This is a genomic window from Cryomorphaceae bacterium, from assembly GCA_017798125.1.
GTDB lineage: Bacteria > Bacteroidota > Bacteroidia > Flavobacteriales > ECT2AJA-044 > ECT2AJA-044.
This window is the reverse complement of the sequence record CP059070.1, coordinates 1,412,754-1,430,475: the sequence shown is the minus strand read 5'-3', so window position 1 is coordinate 1,430,475 and position 17,722 is coordinate 1,412,754. Positions and strand designations below refer to the sequence as shown.

Below are 17,722 nucleotides of genomic sequence, written 5' to 3'. Positions count from 1 at the left end.
TAGCAGTTACGTGCGGCGTTTCGGTTAAATTTTGATAGTTTAGACCCCCAAATTCTACGCTATGGAATATCTCGATTTTGAGCAACCAATCAAGGAATTGGAAGAGCAAAGAGAAAAGGCCGTTCAGCTGGGTGATGAAACGCAGGTCGACGTCACAAAGACCTTGAAGGAGCTGGACAAGAAGTTGAACGATGCCCGTAAGGAGATCTATTCGAACTTGAGCGATTGGCAACGCGTGCAAATGAGCCGCCACCCCAATCGTCCTTATACCCTAGATTATATCGAGGCCTTAACCGATGGTGATTGGCTGGAGCAGCACGGAGATCGTGGCGTTCGCGATGACAAGGCCATGGTTGGTGGATTCGGCAGCATCGATGGGAAGACCTATATGCTGATTGGTCAGCAAAAGGGAAAGAATACCAAGCTTCGTCAGTACCGTAATTTCGGGATGGCCAATCCTGAAGGATACCGCAAAGCTCTTCGCCTGATGCGTTTAGCGGAAAAATTCAACAAACCCATTGTCATCTTCATCGACACTCCCGGAGCCTTTCCAGGATTGGAAGCTGAAGAGCGCGGACAAGGGGAGGCAATTGCCCGTAACCTGATCGAAATGTTCAAGATTAAGGTGCCCATCATTTGCATCATCATTGGCGAAGGAGCCTCAGGTGGAGCTTTGGGAATTGGAATTGGAGATCGCGTTCTCATGTTGCAGAATACCTGGTATTCGGTGATCTCACCTGAAAGCTGTTCTTCTATTCTCTGGCGCAGCTGGGAATACAAGGAACAAGCCGCTGAAGCACTCAAGCTCACGGCGGAAGACATGAAAAAGAACAAGTTGATTGACGGGATCATCAAAGAGCCACTTGGAGGCGCTCACACGGATCCAGAAGGCATTTTTGCCCTAGTCAAAAAAGAGATCGTCAAGCATACAACCAAGTTGGAGGAAATGGAAAGTGCCGCGTTGATTAAAAAGCGTCGAGACAAGTTCTCCAAAATGGGGGTTACCGGGTAAACCAGACAAAAACCGCCTGCACCTCCCCGCCAGGACTGGTGAGATATCGTTGTCCGCCATCGTTGGCATCGTAGCCGATGATGACATTTCCGAAGGCCGCGACCAGTTCGTTGGTCACTCCGTCATAGGCCAAATGTTCGGCCGAAACCCCTCCCTTAAAAAGAAGATTATTGGTGGAACTTAGATCTATGCTGTAGATCCCATCGGTCTGCGCATAAAAGTACTTTTCAGGAGTCCGCTGGGCGGCTGCTTGAATGGTTCCTGTTGGCCCGGGAATGGGTAGCTGAAATCCATTTTCCACATAGAAATAGTACCGCATTTGCCCTAGTCCATTCTCGTTCGAGAACATCAGAGTCTGGTTCGTGGTCACCGGAAAAGCATCAACGTACGAGCCGTTGATCAGTATTTCTTGAAGGGGAAAGCCGTTGTCCGCGTTGTAGGAAGCCCAGCGCTGGAAGTTGTCCGCGAAGGAACGCTCCACGGTGTAAATTCGATTGTCTTGGAAATGAAATCCTCGAGGGTATCTGAATTCGGGGGTAGTGAAATCGCTGTCCAACTGTCCACTGGCACTCCAGCTCCGTGTCCGGCCTTCGCGCATCCCCATAAAGAAGTATTCACCGTCCGTTGCAACAGCCGAGACACAGGGTTCTCCCGGTGCCGATTGGCAATCGCGTTGATAGACTTCGAGCATGGTGTTCAAGTCGAAAACACGGAAGGGTTCCGTCTCCCAACCCGAGGTCACTAGGCGTTGCGTTTCACTACTCAGGTCAGCTCCTACAAATTCGGCACCCAAGTCGGCAATGGTCTGCCAAGCTTGACCATCCATCCGGTACCTCGCAGTATAGTTCCCATTGGATTCCACGATGGCCACCAGGCCGAGGCGATCCTTCGGAATACCCGTTAAATTCAACTGGGAAAATGCATTGGTCGTGGCCTCACCATCACTGGCGCTCACTCGGATGTAATACGTCCCGCTCGCAAGGTCAATGGGAATGGGGTAATCAGTCTCGATCTGAACGTTCTTCCCACTGGGCTCAAATTCGATTCGGGGTCCTATGGGAATGAAGGCATCGTCTGTCATGGTAACCACCCAGCGGGTGATTTGCTCATCGTCTGTGGCGGTTGCTTTGACCAAAATAGTATCTCCTGCATCCACAAAAGCTCCATCGCTGGGCAACTCAATTTCGACCACGGGTGGAGTGTTGTCATCCGGGGTGCAACTGTGGATAACTATAAGCACGAAAAGGCTTAGAAAAAAGGCTATTTTTAACGTCTTTTGCATGATACCCTGGCCCTTAAGGCCGAAACAAAGAAGGCTATATGGCTAATGTACAAAACAATCCCTCCCGAGTTCCGCAACGCAGCAAAGCGCCCGTCATCGACATGGAGCACGGTCGCGTTCCGCCACAGGCGGTCGATCTCGAGGAAGCGGTGTTGGGTGCATTGCTCATAGACAAGAACGCGCTAAACGAGGTGATTGATATCATCAGCGCCGAAGCGTTCTACAAAGAAAGCCATCAAGAGATCTTCCGCGCCATTAAAGCGCTCTTTGGAGACAGCAAGCCCATCGACATGCTTACTGTGGCCAACTTCCTCAAAGAAGAAGGCAAATTGGATATTGCGGGCGGGGATTACTACTTGGCTCAATTGACGCAGCGCGTCAGCTCATCGGCACACATCGAATTCCATTCGCGCATTATTGTACAGAAGTATATCCAACGTGAGCTGGTGCGGGTGGCGAGTGAGATTATTCGGGATGCCTTTGACGAAACTACAGACGTTCTCGAACTCCTAGACAAGGCGGAAGCCCGACTCTTCGAGATTACCGAAGGGAACATCAAAAAGAACTACGATTCTGCCGAAAGTCTGATTCAACAGGCCCTGCAGAACATTGAAGATATTTCACGGAAGCAAGGACTCAGTGGAGTCCCCAGCGGATTTACGCAGATCGACAAACTCACCTCAGGCTGGCAGAAAAGTGACCTCGTCATTTTGGCGGCACGTCCAGGTATGGGAAAAACGGCCTTCGTTTTGTCCATGGCCCGAAACATGGCCATCGACCACCAAACACCTGTAGCAGTTTTCTCCCTGGAGATGTCGAGTGTACAGCTGATCACTCGTTTGATCTCTTCCGAGACCGGGCTGAGCTCCGAGAAACTTAGAAAAGGAAGTCTTGAAGACTTTGAGTGGCAGCAGCTCCACGCCAAGATCAAGAATCTTGAAAAAGCACCGCTCTTCATCGACGACACCCCTGCTCTATCGATCTTCGACTTGCGCGCGAAATGTCGTCGTCTGGTTTCCCAGCACAACGTCGGAATTATCATTATTGACTACCTCCAGCTGATGACCGCCGGATCCGACCAAAAAGGGGGAAACCGAGAGCAAGAAATCAGTACCATTTCCCGTTCCTTAAAGAGTATCGCCAAAGAGCTCAACGTACCGGTGATTGCACTGAGTCAGTTGAGTCGTGCGGTGGAAACGCGCGGTGGATCCAAGCGTCCATTGTTGTCTGACCTTCGGGAATCCGGAGCGATTGAACAGGATGCGGACATCGTGAGTTTCATTTACCGACCCGAGTACTACGGTCTCACCGAATGGGACGACGAAGAGCACACGCCCTGTGAAGGTCAAGCGGAGTTCATCCTGGCCAAACACCGGAACGGTGCCCTGGATGAAGTGCGCCTCAAGTTCGTCGGCCACTTGGCCAAATTCGCGGACCTCGATGACTTCGGCTACTCCGGCGGCGGATTTGTAGAATCGAAAATGAACGACGATGCCTTCGATGATGGGCAAACCCCTTTCTAAAATATGCTTAGTCCTCTTGGGACTAATGCTCAGTTTCAATGCCTTCTCACGCCACATCCTCATTCCGATGGGCGAGACAGGACAGAAGGACCATTTAAAGGCCTATGGTATTGCGTATTGGGTCCTCGAGCGCGAGGTCACCGTGCAATGGCTCCTCAATTATGAAGGCGGAAGTTTTCTGATCCCCTACGGGGAGATGATCGAGCGCGAGTGCATTATTCGCGGGGTGAGCTACAACCTGATCGCCGACGTTCAAGCCAACCAGATTCTGGCAGAAATTTCCTCTCCGGAGGTGAACATGGATGCCGTCAAGTTGGAAAAGCCTCCCAAGATTGCGGTATACTCGCCCAAAACAGCCCAGCCCTGGGATGACGCCGTTACTCTGGCCCTGACGTATGCCGAAATCCCCTATGACGTTGTATACGACGAGGAAGTTTTAAGTGATCTTTTACTCCTCTACGATTGGCTACACCTTCATCACGAGGATTTCACCGGTCAATACGGTCGGTTCTATCGCGCCTTTCGGAACGCCCCTTGGTACATTGATCAAAAACGCGATTCAGAAGCGCGTGCTGCTGCTTTAGGCTACACCAAAGTGAGTCAGGCGAAACTCGCAGTCGCTCAAAAGATCAAAAACTTCACCCTTGCGGGCGGATTTCTCTTCGCGATGTGCAGCGCCACAGACAGCTATGACATTGCACTGGCTGCGCAGGGTGTGGATATCTGCGAGTATATGTTTGACGGTGATCCTGCGGACCCTGCCGCACAATCCAAATTAGACTACAGCCAGACCTTCGCATTTCAGAACTTCAAGCTCAGCATGAATCCGAACGAATACGAGTTCTCAAATATCGACGCTACCAACACCCGTCCGCGTAAACCGGAACAGGACTTTTTCACCCTCTTTGACTTCAGCGCTAAATGGGACCCCGTGCCTACGATGCTCTGTCAGAACCACACCCGAGTAGTGAAAGGCTTCATGGGACAGACAACGTCTTACCGCAATGCGGTCCTCAAGCCAGATGTATTGGTGATGGGGGAAAACAAAGCCTGGGGCGAAGCGCGATACATTCACGGAGAATTCGGTGAAGGAACCTGGACCTTCTATGGGGGGCATGATCCGGAAGATTACCAGCACATGGTGGGTGATCCAAAAACGGAGTTGGAACTGCATCCCAATTCACCTGGATATCGCTTGATCTTGAACAACATCTTGTTCCCTGCAGCGAAGAAGAAAAAGCAGAAGACCTGATTCATCGCGCCGTAGGCGCAATTCCCTTAATTATAGAAGGACCAACGCAGTCCGAAGCGCAAGACCAAGTCGTTGGTCGGGTAATGCGGTGCTGTGAAGTAGCGGTAATCGAACCAGCCGGCATTGACGTGTTCGATGGTGAGGTAAGCGCTCAGCTCGCGAACTTGGGCGTTGACAAAGAAGTCGAGGAAGGGGTAGTTCCCAATGGTGAAATCATCCTGACGTAAGAAGAGTCCTGCCGAAGGTCGGTAAAGGTTTCCTTGGTAGTTCGAGGTGTAGTTGACAGTTGTTCCAATCTGTAAGTGGAGTGGCTTTTTCTCGAAGAGGTAGGCGTCCACGTAGATGCTGGAGCGGAGGACCACTTCCGGCAGGTTCACCGAAACCGCGGAGATGGCTTGATACATAACCTCATTATCCCAGCCGATGATGCCAAAATGGAATCCCTTAGTGAGTTTGAATTGCAGCACGCTTTCAAATCGATCCGAACTTGTGGCTACCGTACTCGAATCCACTTGGCGCCAAAACGGAGCATTCTGCATTCCCGTGTAGTGTACTTCCAAGCGATCCGGGGTCAGTTCATTCCCTTGACGCGGGAAGGCCTGTCCTATGCCTCCCCCCATTCGGATGACATTAAAGGAATAGAGGTCTCTCGTCCATTGATCGTGATTACCTCGGAAGTCGAGGTAGAACTTTCCGGGAGTTAAGAGCTGCCAATCTCCGTAGGCATCCCAATCCCATTTGGAATTCTGATCCTTGGTGGATCTGAGCGTTCCACCAAAGAAGGTATTCGCGGCATCAGGCCCCGAGATTCCCTTAATGACTTTCCCTGTGAGGACCGCAAAGGGCAGGTCGAACCGCAAGTCTCCAAAGAATCGAATATTGGTGCCCGAGGTTTGATCCCGCCAGGCGCCTTTATACTGGAAGACTTCATGGGTCAGGCCCGCAGAAAGAGCCAGACCCGAATAGATGTCCCAACTGAGTCCAGCGCTGTTGCGCAGTCGTGCGAAGAAGGTGCTGTCGAGCGTTTCTGTAAGCCCAAGAAAGTTGTCGTGGTAGTAGTCTTGATTGGGATCCGTGTCGTTATACACAAAAATCTGACGGGTCCAATTGGCCCTGTGAAAGACGCGAATGCGGGAAACGAACACCGTATCCGGAATGGTGTCATTGGCCGGCATTCTGACCTGGAATCCACCGATGCGATAAGAATGCTCCAATCCCGCTTGAAAATGGCGGTAGCGGTGCTCTGCAGCCGTCAGATTCATGGGCATTACCGTGCGGTCCGTTTCTGTATTATCCGTAAAGACCGAGTCCAAGGCCAGCCCTCCGTGCTGTTGAGCCGTATTGCGCACTAGTGTCGCATAGGTCCGCATGCGGTATCGAGTCCCGAAATAATGCGAAGAGACGCGGAACTGATTCCACGTTGTTTCATCATTCGGATAAAAACCCAAGCTGCGTACTCGGTTGTAGTTTAAAGCGATGTTCCATCCTGGGGTGATGTTCTGGGTATGGGTGACGTGGGTTCCACCTCCAATGTTGAAAGAGCTGCGGTAGCTCAAATCCGTGTAGGGGGTTCGCACATTATAAAAGGCCACCTGATTGGGTGCATCGTACTGTGGATGAAAGGACCCCTGCCCCAAATAAGCGCCTTGCTCATACGGTAAACGAAAAACGGTCTCTTGATAAGCCTGAGACAAATTCGTCAAACGATAGTAGCCAAAAAGGCTCTCATGTGAAGGGTTTAGACGGTACTGATCAATTACGGAGAGGCCCGTATCCACAAAGGTGAATCGCTCCTCCGTAATATCGTTGTCGGCTAATGTAAAGTAGCTGTGGCTGGGCGGTAAGGGCAGCGTATCTTGGGCTCGAGCGAGCACCACGCTAAACACCAGAAATAAGGGCAAAATACCGCGCATGTGGGCGAAGGTAAAACAAAAAAAAAGCCCTTCCGAGTGGGAAGGGCTTTTTGAAAAGCGGCGATGACATACTCTCCCGGATGTTACTCCAGTACCATCTGCGCTAGTGAGCTTAACTTCTCTGTTCGGAATGGGAAGAGGTGGGCCTCACTGCAATAATCACCTAAAGCTTTAAATAAGGTTTGACATCTTGGACAAAGATATAAGATAGAATCACTGAGAAAGTCTACGGGTAATTAGTAATGCTCGGCTTTGCCATCGCTGACTTTACACCTGCATCCTATCAACGTCATCGTCTATAACGACCCTTAAAAGAAATCTCATCTTGAGGTGAGTTTCGCGCTTATATGCTTTCAGCGCTTATCTCATCCAGACATAGCTACCCAGCGCTGCACCTGGCGGCACAACTGGTACACCAGAGGTCTGTCCAACTCCGGTCCTCTCGTACTAGAGTCGGGTCCTCTCAAATTTCTAACGCCCACAACAGATAGGGACCGAACTGTCTCGCGACGTTCTGAACCCAGCTCGCGTGCCACTTTAATGGGCGAACAGCCCAGCTGGGACCTTCTCTCCAGCCCCAGGATGTGACGAGCCGACATCGAGGTGCCAAAACCCCCGTCGATGTGAGCTCTTGGGGGAGATCAGCCTGTTATCCCCGGAGTACCTTTTATCCTTTGAGCGATGGCCCTTCCATGCGGAACCACCGGATCACTATGCTCTACTTTCGTACCTGCTCGACTTGTCGGTCTCACAGTCAAGCACCCTTATGCCATTGCACTCTACGCACGGTTACCAAGCGTGCTGAGGGTACCTTTAGAAGCCTCCGTTACTCTTTTGGAGGCGACCACCCCAGTCAAACTACCCACCATGCACTGTCTCCCTTTCGGGATTAGGCACTAGATAAATAAAGGGTGGTATTTCAAGGATGACTCCACCACGCCTGGCGACGCAGCTTCGAAGTCTCCCACCTATCCTACACATTATTTATCCAATGTCAATACAAAGCTGTAGTGAAGGTTCACGGGGTCTTTCCGTCCCGTTGCGGGTAAACGGCATCTTCACCGTTACTACAATTTCACCGAGCTCATGGCCGAGACAGTGCCCAGATCGTTGCACCATTCGTGCAGGTCGGAACTTACCCGACAAGGAATTTCGCTACCTTAGGACCGTTATAGTTACGGCCGCCGTTTACTGGGGCTTCAATTCAGAGCTTCTCCGAAGATAACTCCTCCTATTAACCTTCCAGCACCGGGCAGGTGTCAGACCCTATACATCATCTTTCGATTTAGCAGAGTCCTGTGTTTTTGATAAACAGTCGCCTGGGCCTATTCACTGCGGCTGACCGAAGTCAGCGCCCCTTATCCCGAAGTTACGGGGCCATTTTGCCTAGTTCCTTAGCCATGAATCACTCGAGCGCCTGAGGATACTCTCCTCGACCACCTGTGTCGGTTTACGGTACAGGTTCCTAATATCTGAAGCTTAGAGGTTTTTCTTGGAAGTCTGATTAGGTCTACTATCCACGCACCCGAAGGCTTGTGGTACTATCGCATTTCATCAAGGTCCGCGGATTTGCCTACGGTCCTTATAACTACGTGCTTCAACGTACTATTCCGTCAGTACGCGAGACTTTCACTACTTCGTCACCCCATCGCAATATTAGGAAGTACAGGAATATTAACCTGTTGTCCATCGACTACTCCTTTCCGCGGGTTCTGCGTTGGGTCCTGGCTCGCCAAATCCCTGAGCTGATTAGTGCGACTCAGGAAACCTCAGTCTTTTTCGTTGAGCGGGTTTCTCGCCCGCCTTATCGTTGCCTATACTCATACATTTTCTTTTCTAGACGCTCCAGCTTAAACCTCCACAGCATTCACCTTCAACGCAGCTAGAATCCCCACCTACTCTACGTAGTAGAATCTGAAGCCTTGGTGATATGCTTAATGCCCGATTATTATCCATGCGCAACACGCTCATTCGACAAGACAGTGAGCTGTTACGCACTCTTTAAATGAATGGCTGCTTCCAAGCCAACATCCTGGCTGTCTCGGCAACTGGACCGCCTTAGTTCAACTTAGCATATACTTTGGGACCTTAGCTGTAGGTCTGGGTTCTTTCCCTCTCGGACTAGGACCTTAGCACCCTAGCCCTCACTGCAGAGTATATCTTACGGCATTCGGAGTTCATCAGGATTTGGTAGGATGTGACTCCCCCTAGTCCTATTGGTAGCTCTACCTCCGTAAGACTTAACCTCCACGCTGCTCCTAAAAGCATTTCGGGGAGTACGAGCTATTTCCCGGTTTGATTGGCCTTTCACCCCTACCCACAACTCATCCAAAGACTTTTCAACGTCAACTGGTTCGGTCCTCCATTGCGTGTTACCGCAACTTCAACCTGGTCATGGGTAGATCACCGGGTTTCGCGTCTAACTCCAATAACTAATTCGCCCCGTTCTAGACTCGCGCTTCGTTTTCGGATACGTCACTTCATAACTTAACCTCGCGAGTGGAGTGTAACTCGTAGGCTCATTATGCAAAAGGCACGCCGTCAACGCACTAAGCGCCTCCGACCGCTTGTAAGCGCACGGTTTCAGGTTCTATTTCACCCCCTTATTCAGGGTACTTTTCACCTTTCCCTCACGGTACTTGTCCACTATCGGTCTCTCAGGAGTATTTAGCCTTACCGGATGGTGCCGGCAGATTCAGACGGAGTTTCACCTGCTCCGCCATACTCAGGATACTATACTAGGTAATATAATCTTACTTATACCGGGCTATCACCGTCTACGGCTTACCTTTCCAGGTAATTCTAATTCAATTATATAGTCCATATCGTAGTCCTACAACCCCGCACAGTCCGAAAACTGTACGGTTTGGGCTATTTCCCGTTCGCTCGCCACTACTAGGGAAATCACTAATTGTTTTCTCTTCCTCCGGTTACTTAGATGTTTCAGTTCACCGGGTTTGCCCCCTTTCGGGTAACATGTCTTCAACATGCTGGGTTGCCCCATTCGGAAATCTTCGGATCAAAGGTTATGTGCACCTTCCCGAAGCTTATCGCAGCTTATCACGTCCTTCATCGCCTCTGAGAGCCTAGGCATCCGCCATACGCCCTTAGTAACTTTCTCAAGATTATATTACTCGTGTGATATTTCTATCTTATATCTCTTTAATGTCCAAAATGTCAAAGAACGTTTTCCTTAAAAGGAATAGTGGAGAATATCGGAGTCGAACCGATGACCTCCTGCGTGCAAGGCAGGCGCTCTAGCCAGCTGAGCTAATTCCCCTCGTCTGTAGTCTCGGGCAGACTCGAACTGCCGACCTCTACATTATCAGTGTAGCGCTCTAACCAGCTGAGCTACGAGACTATTCAGAGAGACAAGGTCCACTCTACAAAAACGTTTATAAATAATGAAAGCACAAGAAAAAGTAAGGACTAACTATGTCTACCTAGAACACCGTAGTCTCTAAAAAGGAGGTGTTCCAGCCGCACCTTCCGGTACGGCTACCTTGTTACGACTTAGCCCCAGTTACTAGTTTTACCCTAGGCGGCTCCTTGCGGTTACCGACTTCAGGTACCCCCAGCTTCCATGGCTTGACGGGCGGTGTGTACAAGGCCCGGGAACGTATTCACCGCGCCATGGCTGATGCGCGATTACTAGCGATTCCAGCTTCACGGAGTCGAGTTGCAGACTCCGATCCGAACTGAGATAGGCTTTAAGGATTCGCTCCTACTCACGTAGTGGCTGCCCTCTGTACCTACCATTGTAGCACGTGTGTAGCCCAGGACGTAAGGGCCGTGATGATTTGACGTCATCCCCACCTTCCTCACAGCTTGCGCTGGCAGTTTTCTTAGAGTCCCCGGCCGAACCGCTGGCAACTAAGAATAGGGGTTGCGCTCGTTATGGGACTTAACCCGACACCTCACGGCACGAGCTGACGACAACCATGCAGCACCTTGAGACCAGTCCGAAGAAGGATCTATTTCTAGATCTGTCCGGTCCCATTTAAGCCCTGGTAAGGTTCCTCGCGTATCATCGAATTAAACCACATGCTCCACCGCTTGTGCGGGCCCCGTCAATTCTCTTTGAGTTTCACCGTTGCCGGCGTACTCCCCAGGTGGATAACTTAATGCTTTCGCTTGGCCGCTGACAGTATATCGCCAACAGCGAGTTATCATCGTTTACGGCGTGGACTACCAGGGTATCTAATCCTGTTCGCTCCCCACGCTTTCGTGCCTCAGCGTCAGTACAAATTTAGTGAGCTGCCTACGCAATCGGTGTTCTAAGGCATATCTATGCATTTCACCGCTACATGCCTTATTCCGCCCACTTCAAGTTGACTCAAGACTAACAGTATCAATGGCAGTTCCGGAGTTGAGCCCCGGGCTTTCACCACTAACTTATTAGTCCGCCTACGCACCCTTTAAACCCAATAAATCCGGATAACGCTTGGATCCTCCGTATTACCGCGGCTGCTGGCACGGAGTTAGCCGATCCTTATTCGTATGGTACATTCAGGCAGGTACACGTACCTGCGTTTATTCCCATATAAAAGAAGTTTACAACCCATAGGGCAGTCATCCTCACGGCAGGCTGGTTCGTCCATTGACCACATTCCCCTCCCGTAGTGAGTCCTGGTCCGTATCTCAGTACATAGTGTGGATTCAAATTCCCTCCCAGGCCCCCTACCTCATTTGTGTAGCCTTGGTGAGCCGTTACCTCACCAACAAACTAATAGGACGCATACTCATCTCATACCGCCGGAGCTTTAAATGAAAAACCATGCGGAAATTCATTACCATGGAGCATTAATCCGAATTTCTCCGGGCTATTCTCCTGTATGAGGCAGATTGTATACGCGTTACGCACCCGTGCGCCGGTCGTCGTCAGAAAGCAAGCTTTCTACGTTACCCCTCGACTTGCATGTGTTAGGCCTGCCGCTAGCGTTCATCCTGAGCCAGGATCAAACTCTCCATTGTAAAAACTTTGAATATTGATGACCTGGTTCTAGGTAATTGACAAGGTTAGTATGTTACCTTACTTTTCCTTGTTTTGTGCTTCCAATATTTTCAAAGAACTGTGACTGTTTCCAGTCGTCTTTATGTCTTCTTTAGACCGCCACTCTCTCGAATGGGACGGCAAAGATACAACCTTTTTCTAACTCACAAACAATCCGAGAAAAAATTTCAAATTTATTTTCGGAACGCTTTTTTTAAAGAGCGTGTTCCTTCATCAGGAACGGGAGGGCAAAGTTACAATGCTTTTGTAATCCTGCAAACACCTTGCGATGTTTTTTATTCACTCCGGTTATTAACAAAGAACGTTGCTTGTAAAGCGGCTGCAAATGTACGCACTCTTTTGACACATGCAAGCCCTAGGCAATAAAAATTTCGAACTTTTTTATACACCCCTGATTACCAGGGGTCATTAAGGAGTGCTGCTCGAGACCTGGAGGGTCTTCCCGTTGAAGAACTGTCCACCCTCAAGGAGGAATCGCGCCGTGTAGGCGCCCATCTCTTCGGCCGAAACGGCCGCTTTAAATCCCGGAAAAGCTTCTTCGAGCATTTGAGTCTGCACCGATCCAAAGGCCAAACCGTTAAAACGGAGTGGTGAATCTTTGTATTCCTCGGCCAAACATTCGGTGATTCCGATGACGGCCGCCTTGCTTGAAGAGTACGCACTGAGTCCTGGGAACTTGACCGAACCCTGAATGCCTCCCATGCTACTGACATTAACTACGTGCCCAGAAGACATATAAGGAAGGAGGAAACGGGTGAGTTTAACGACGCCAAAAACGTTGACCTTATATATAAGGTTCCAATCTTCATCGCTCAGTTCGTTAAAAGGACGGTTGATGAGTTTACCGGCATTATTGAGTAGACCATCTATTCGACCTCCGCAGAAAGCCTCTATGGCCTCCTGTAATGGAGTGTAGTCTTCCTGGCCTAAATCAAAGGCTAGGGGTAGAACAAGGTTGTCCTTGGATGGATCATCCGCATCGGCCCGCAGGGCCTGAAGGGCTTCTTCCGATCGAGCAAGCGCGATAATACGACGTCCTTCACCCTCGGAAGCAAGAGAACGTACGACTTCATAGCCGACTCCCCTACTTGCCCCGGTGATGATGAAGTGCCTCATTAGGCCAACATCGCTACGGGTTGCTCCATGTATTGCTTGAAGGTCTGCAAGAATTGAGCTCCTGTGGCGCCATCGACAACGCGGTGGTCACAGCTCATGGTTACCTTCATGATGTTACCAGGTACAATCTCTCCGTTTTTGACAACGGGCTTTTGGCTGATACCGCCTACGGCGAGAATACAGCTGTCCGGTGGATTCACGATCGCCGTGAATTCATCGATGCCGAACATACCGAGGTTACTAATGGTAAAGGTGTTTCCTTCCCATTCTGAAGGTTGCAGTTTCTTGTCGCGAGCCTTTCCGGCCAATTCGCGCACCTCGGCGCCAATTTGCGTGAAGGACTTGCTTTCCGCAAAACGAACGACAGGAACCAAGAGGCCTTCATCTACCGCTACGGCCACTCCGATGTGGACGTGGTTGTTGCGGCGAATGGTATCGCCCATCCAAGCCGAGTTGACGGCTGGGTGTTTGCGCAGGCTCATCGCCACGGCCTTAATGACCATGTCGTTGAAGCTGACCTTGGTGTCTGGCAGTTCGTTGATTTGTTTGCGCGACGCAATGGCATTGTCCATATCGATCTCTACGGTGAGGTAGAAATGAGGTGCCGTGAATTTGCTGTCGCTCAATCGGCGAGCGATGGTCTTCCGCATTTGCGAAACGCGCTCTTCCGTAAAGCTTTCTTCTAGATGTGCCGATGGCGTCACCGCTGCAGGGGCAGCTTGTGGTATTGGCGCCAAAGCAGGGTTGAATCCGTCCACATCGCGCTTGACAATGCGACCTCCATCGCCCGAACCTTGAACGCGACCGAGATCGATCCCGCGGTCCTCTGCCATTTTGCGCGCCAAAGGCGATGCCTTCAAACGGCCATCGTCCGATGTAGTCGCAGCTGGAGCTGGAGCAGCGGCAGGAGCCGGTGCTGGTGCAGGGGCTGGAGCCGCTTCGGCAGCAGGTGCAGGAGCTGGTGCTTCTTCCGCTGCTGGAGCAGGAGCTTCTTCTGCTGGGGCAGCATCACCGCCAGCCGCGTCGGCAGCAATCAACGCTGCAACGTCTTCTCCTTTTTCTCCGAGGATGGCCAAGATAGAATCGACTGGGGCAGCATCGCCCTCACCTACTCCGATGTGGAGCAAGGTTCCTTCTTGGAAGGATTCGAATTCCATGGTCGCTTTATCCGTCTCGATCTCGGCAAGCAAATCACCTTCGCTTACTTGATCTCCCACATTTTTGTGCCACTTCGCTACAACACCTTCTTCCATGGTGTCGCTCAATCGAGGCATCTTGACGATTTCGGCCATCGCTTATTGTTCTTTAATGAATGGGTAATCTTCTTGCTTGTATACGGTCGCGTACAGATCTTCCACGGTTGGGAATTCTGACTCTTCCGCAAAGGTAACCGCATCGGCCACCGCTTGTTTAACGCGCGCATCGATTTCGTCTAGCGCTTTCGCCGAAGCGTACTTCTTCTTCACGATCTCCTCGCGGATCACGTTGATCGGATCGATCTTCTGGTACTCGGCTACTTCGTCCTTGGTACGATACTTCTGGGCATCACTCATCGAATGTCCTTTGTATCGGTATGTTTTCATCTCCAACAAGGTTGGTCCTTTTCCGGCGCGGGCGTGATCCACCGCTTCGCGGGTTTCGTTCGCTACAGCCATCGGATCCATTCCGTCTACCGCACGGTGAGGAATACCGTATCCCGATCCCAGTTGATGCAGATCGGTCACGTTGGTTTGACGCTCTACGGAAGTACCCATGGCATATCCGTTGTTCTCAATGATGAAGATCACCGGCAAGCTCCAAGTCGCCGCCAAGCTCATCGCCTCGTGGAAGGCTCCCTGACGAACTGCACCATCTCCCATAAAGGTCAAGGTGACGCCACCGGTCTCGTTGTATTTGTCTGCGAAGGCAATTCCGGCTCCGAGTGGAATCTGTCCACCGACGATACCGTGACCTCCGTAAAATCCTTTTTCCTTGGAGAACATGTGCATGGAACCACCATTACCTTGACTGGTACCGGTCTTCTTTCCCATGAGCTCCGCCATCACATACTTTGGATCCACTCCCATCGCAATAGGATGCACGTGGTTCCGGTACGCCGTAATCATTTTGTCCCTGCCCATTACAACGGCAGCGGCACAACCGGCCAAGACTGCTTCTTGACCATTATATAGGTGGAGAAATCCCCGAATCTTCTGTTGGATGTACAAAGCACCTGCTTTGTCCTCGATCTTGCGCCACAGCAGCATGTCTTCATACCACTGTAAATAGAGCTTTTTGCTTGCCTTGATCTTTGCCATATCTAGCTTATTAAGTCCGCAAATTTAACACAAAAAGACTTACTCCCAATCCCTGAATTTGAACGTGAAAGGAAGCAGGGCTTCAACGCTGTCGGCCTCGAGAATTCTTCCTGTGGTTCCGTGGAAGAAAACACGCATGGGGTGGCCTTGACTTTGCTCGGTTTCGGCCATGACTTGACGGCATGCACCGCAGGGGGCCACCGGCTCGGAAAGATCGTGATCCACGGCACGGGCTGTAATAAAGAGAGCCTCTGCCTTCACGGCAGGATGCTCGGCTCCCGCGGCAAAAAGCGCCACGCGTTCCGCACACAAGCCACTCGGGAAGGCGCCGTTCTCTTGATTGTTGCCCGTCACCACCACCCCGTCTTCCAAGAGGACCGCCGCACCTACTTTGAAATGGCTGTAGGGGGCATAGGCCTTTTCGCGGGCCTCTTCGGCCCGAAGCATCAAAGCGTGTATTTCCTCGGGGAGTTCTTCAGGAGTATCGTACTCCACAAAACGAGCGGTCCATTCGAATGACTTCATTCCATCTCTATTGGGACCGAGAAGTTAAGCTTTTAATCGCGAATGATCATCGCAACGGCGTGTACCGCCATCCCTTCTTCTCGACCGACGAAGCCGAGTTTTTCGCTGGTGGTGGCCTTCAGGCTAATCTGGCCTTGGGATACTTCCATGACTTCGGCCATACAGGCCTTCATGTCGGGAATATGTGGATTGAGTTTGGGGCGTTCCGCCACCATGGTCGCGTCGACGTTGCCAAGGGACCACCCTGCATCGCGCAGTAAGCGCATCACTTCCTTCAAGAGAATCTTGGAGTCGACCCCTTTGTACTTGGGGTCGGTATCTGGGAAATGGTAACCGATATCGCGAAGATCCGCCGCACCGAGAATGGCGTCGCAAATAGCGTGGATCAGTACGTCCGCGTCGGAATGCCCTTTAAGACCGTGGGTGTGATCGATTCGAATACCGCCGAGCCAGAGTTCGCCACCTTCTTCCCAGCGGTGAACATCGTACCCCAAGCCAATTCGAAAGGGAGTCATTATTCGAGTTCGTCAGAAAGTCCCATCAAGTTCTCCAGGTCGAAGAACAAGGTAAAGCGAAGGGTATTCTCCAGTGGACTACGCACGGTACTGGTCGCCGGGATCAAGTAGGCGAAGTCCAATCCGAAGACGTTGTACTTGATACCCGCTCCAAGCGTGAAGTACTGACGTCCCCCTTTTTGCTGAGACTCGTAGAAGTAACCACCGCGAACGGCGAACTGCTCATTGTACCAGTACTCAGCACCCACGCTAATGGTGATCTCGTTCAACTCTTCTTGGAATCCTCCCGGAGCATCACTGAAGCTCTGGAATACTCCCTGTACGGGGGGTACATCTGGATCTTTCCCTGACTCGATGATCAGGTTTCCGTCCGCATCGCGGATGAATTGTCCGGTACTGTCGCGTGCGTACACCGGTGGTGTGGGCACCAAAAGCTTGTTGAATTCCAAGTGTACCGAGAAGGAGTTGTACTCGTCTACTTCGAAAAGCATCCCTGTTCCAACACCCAAGTTCGTCGGGATGAAGTCTGCTTCACCGGATTCGGTGTAACTGATCTTCGCACCCAAGTTGGTCAAGGAGACTCCCCAGGTCCAACGGGCATCCATATCTCCCGCGTCAAATTCTTCACCCTCATAGTACAGGCCGATATCTGCCGCAACGGACTGTCCAGGGCGGCTTTGGAATCCTTGTACGAACTGACCACCGGTCAGGTTCGAGTAAATGTAGCGCAAGGCTACACCTGCAGATAGGTTACGGGATAATTGAAGGGCGTAGGCCGCGTCAATCGCAAACTCGTTCGGGTTGAACTGTCCAATATTGTTTCCCTGGTCATCGGTAAAGGTGATGTCTCCCAAGGAGAAGTAGCGCATACTGACCCCGAGCGTCTGGCGACGTCCCAAAGTGTGGTAGTAGCTCAAGTAGGCCAAGTTAATGTCCGGCACGAGGCGAGAAAGCCATGGTGTGTACGACAAAGCGAGGGCCTGTCCTTCTGGAAGGAAGGCCAATTTGGCCGCGTTCCAGTGAATGGAGTTCGCATCTGGCGTCGTGCTGACCCCTGCATCTCCCATACCTCCCGCACGAGAATCCGGTGAAATCCGAAGGAACGGAACCGCTGTGGTGATGGTGTTATACTGATCCTGATCACCAAAGGCGTTCTGGGCATATCCTTCCGTGAGGAAGAGCGAAAAACAAACCACCGCGAGTGCGGCTAATCTGCTATACTTCATAGGGTCAATTTATTGGGCTGCAAATATAAGGGAATTCCGTCATTCGG

General features: G+C 51.2%; 11 protein-coding genes, 2 tRNA genes and 3 rRNA genes. 3 read left to right on the top strand and 13 right to left on the bottom strand.

All coding sequences use genetic code 11. The features are described from left to right. Positions 1–61: 61 nt before the first annotated feature. Complete coding sequence (locus HZ996_06060) at positions 62–1,012, top strand: acetyl-CoA carboxylase carboxyltransferase subunit alpha (protein ID QTN38728.1); 951 nt, start codon at positions 62–64, stop codon at positions 1,010–1,012. Here the strand turns inward: HZ996_06060 and HZ996_06055 are convergent. Next, the gene (locus HZ996_06055; GenBank protein QTN38727.1) at positions 1,002–2,252 is read right to left on the bottom strand and encodes a hypothetical protein; all 1,251 of its coding nucleotides are present in this window, start codon (positions 2,250–2,252) and stop codon (positions 1,002–1,004) included. The two genes, HZ996_06060 and HZ996_06055, sit on opposite strands and share 11 nt — an antisense overlap. An 80-nt stretch (positions 2,253–2,332) precedes the next feature. Between HZ996_06055 and dnaB the strand changes: the two genes are divergently transcribed. Beyond that, on the top strand, positions 2,333–3,817 hold the full coding sequence (dnaB, locus tag HZ996_06050) for a replicative DNA helicase (GenBank protein ID QTN38726.1): 1,485 nt from the start codon (positions 2,333–2,335) through the stop codon (positions 3,815–3,817). Further along, positions 3,798–5,069 carry an asparagine synthetase B gene (locus HZ996_06045; protein ID QTN40008.1) on the top strand — a complete coding sequence of 424 codons (1,272 nt, stop codon included), beginning with the start codon at positions 3,798–3,800 and terminating at the stop codon, positions 5,067–5,069. The genes dnaB and HZ996_06045 overlap by 20 nt, the downstream gene beginning before the upstream one ends. 26 nt (positions 5,070–5,095) lie before the next feature. On the opposite strand, the gene HZ996_06040 is transcribed toward HZ996_06045, so the two are convergent. The 12 genes from HZ996_06040 to porV all read right to left on the bottom strand — a co-directional run bounded on the left by HZ996_06040 (position 5,096) and on the right by porV (position 17,675). Further along, complete coding sequence (locus tag HZ996_06040) at positions 5,096–6,982, bottom strand: hypothetical protein (protein QTN38725.1); 1,887 nt, start codon at positions 6,980–6,982, stop codon at positions 5,096–5,098. Positions 6,983–7,037: 55 nt separating this feature from the next. Next, positions 7,038–7,149, bottom strand: a 5S ribosomal RNA gene (gene rrf, locus HZ996_06035). 49 nt (positions 7,150–7,198) lie between these two features. Next, a 23S ribosomal RNA gene (locus tag HZ996_06030) occupies positions 7,199–10,103 on the bottom strand. Positions 10,104–10,188: 85 nt separating this feature from the next. Then, positions 10,189–10,262 (bottom strand) — tRNA-Ala (locus HZ996_06025). A gap of 7 nt (positions 10,263–10,269) precedes the next feature. After that, positions 10,270–10,343, bottom strand: a tRNA-Ile gene (locus HZ996_06020). Positions 10,344–10,441: 98 nt separating this feature from the next. Then, positions 10,442–11,961, bottom strand: a 16S ribosomal RNA gene (locus HZ996_06015). The 16S, 23S and 5S rRNA genes sit together here with 2 tRNA genes alongside, the layout of an rRNA operon. Before the next feature lie 443 nt (positions 11,962–12,404). Next, entirely contained in the window at positions 12,405–13,112 is a 708-nt protein-coding gene (locus tag HZ996_06010; GenBank protein ID QTN38724.1) for an SDR family oxidoreductase, read from the bottom strand. Next, entirely contained in the window at positions 13,112–14,404 is a 1,293-nt protein-coding gene (locus HZ996_06005; protein QTN38723.1) for a pyruvate dehydrogenase complex dihydrolipoamide acetyltransferase, read from the bottom strand. Before HZ996_06005 ends, HZ996_06010 begins: the two co-directional genes overlap by 1 nt. 3 nt (positions 14,405–14,407) lie before the next feature. Next, positions 14,408–15,409, bottom strand: coding sequence for a pyruvate dehydrogenase (acetyl-transferring) E1 component subunit alpha (gene pdhA, locus HZ996_06000; GenBank protein ID QTN38722.1), 1,002 nt, complete (start codon positions 15,407–15,409; stop codon positions 14,408–14,410). A 39-nt stretch (positions 15,410–15,448) separates the two neighbouring features. After that, positions 15,449–15,934, bottom strand: coding sequence for a cytidine deaminase (locus HZ996_05995; GenBank protein QTN38721.1), 486 nt, complete (start codon positions 15,932–15,934; stop codon positions 15,449–15,451). A gap of 32 nt (positions 15,935–15,966) precedes the next feature. Then, positions 15,967–16,449: a 2-C-methyl-D-erythritol 2,4-cyclodiphosphate synthase gene (locus HZ996_05990; GenBank protein QTN38720.1), complete on the bottom strand. Its 483-nt coding sequence runs from the start codon at positions 16,447–16,449 to the stop codon at positions 15,967–15,969. Continuing rightward, a complete protein-coding gene (porV, locus tag HZ996_05985; GenBank protein ID QTN38719.1) occupies positions 16,449–17,675 on the bottom strand; it encodes a type IX secretion system outer membrane channel protein PorV in 1,227 nt (408 codons plus the stop codon). The genes HZ996_05990 and porV overlap by 1 nt, the downstream gene beginning before the upstream one ends. Positions 17,676–17,722 lie beyond the last annotated feature (47 nt).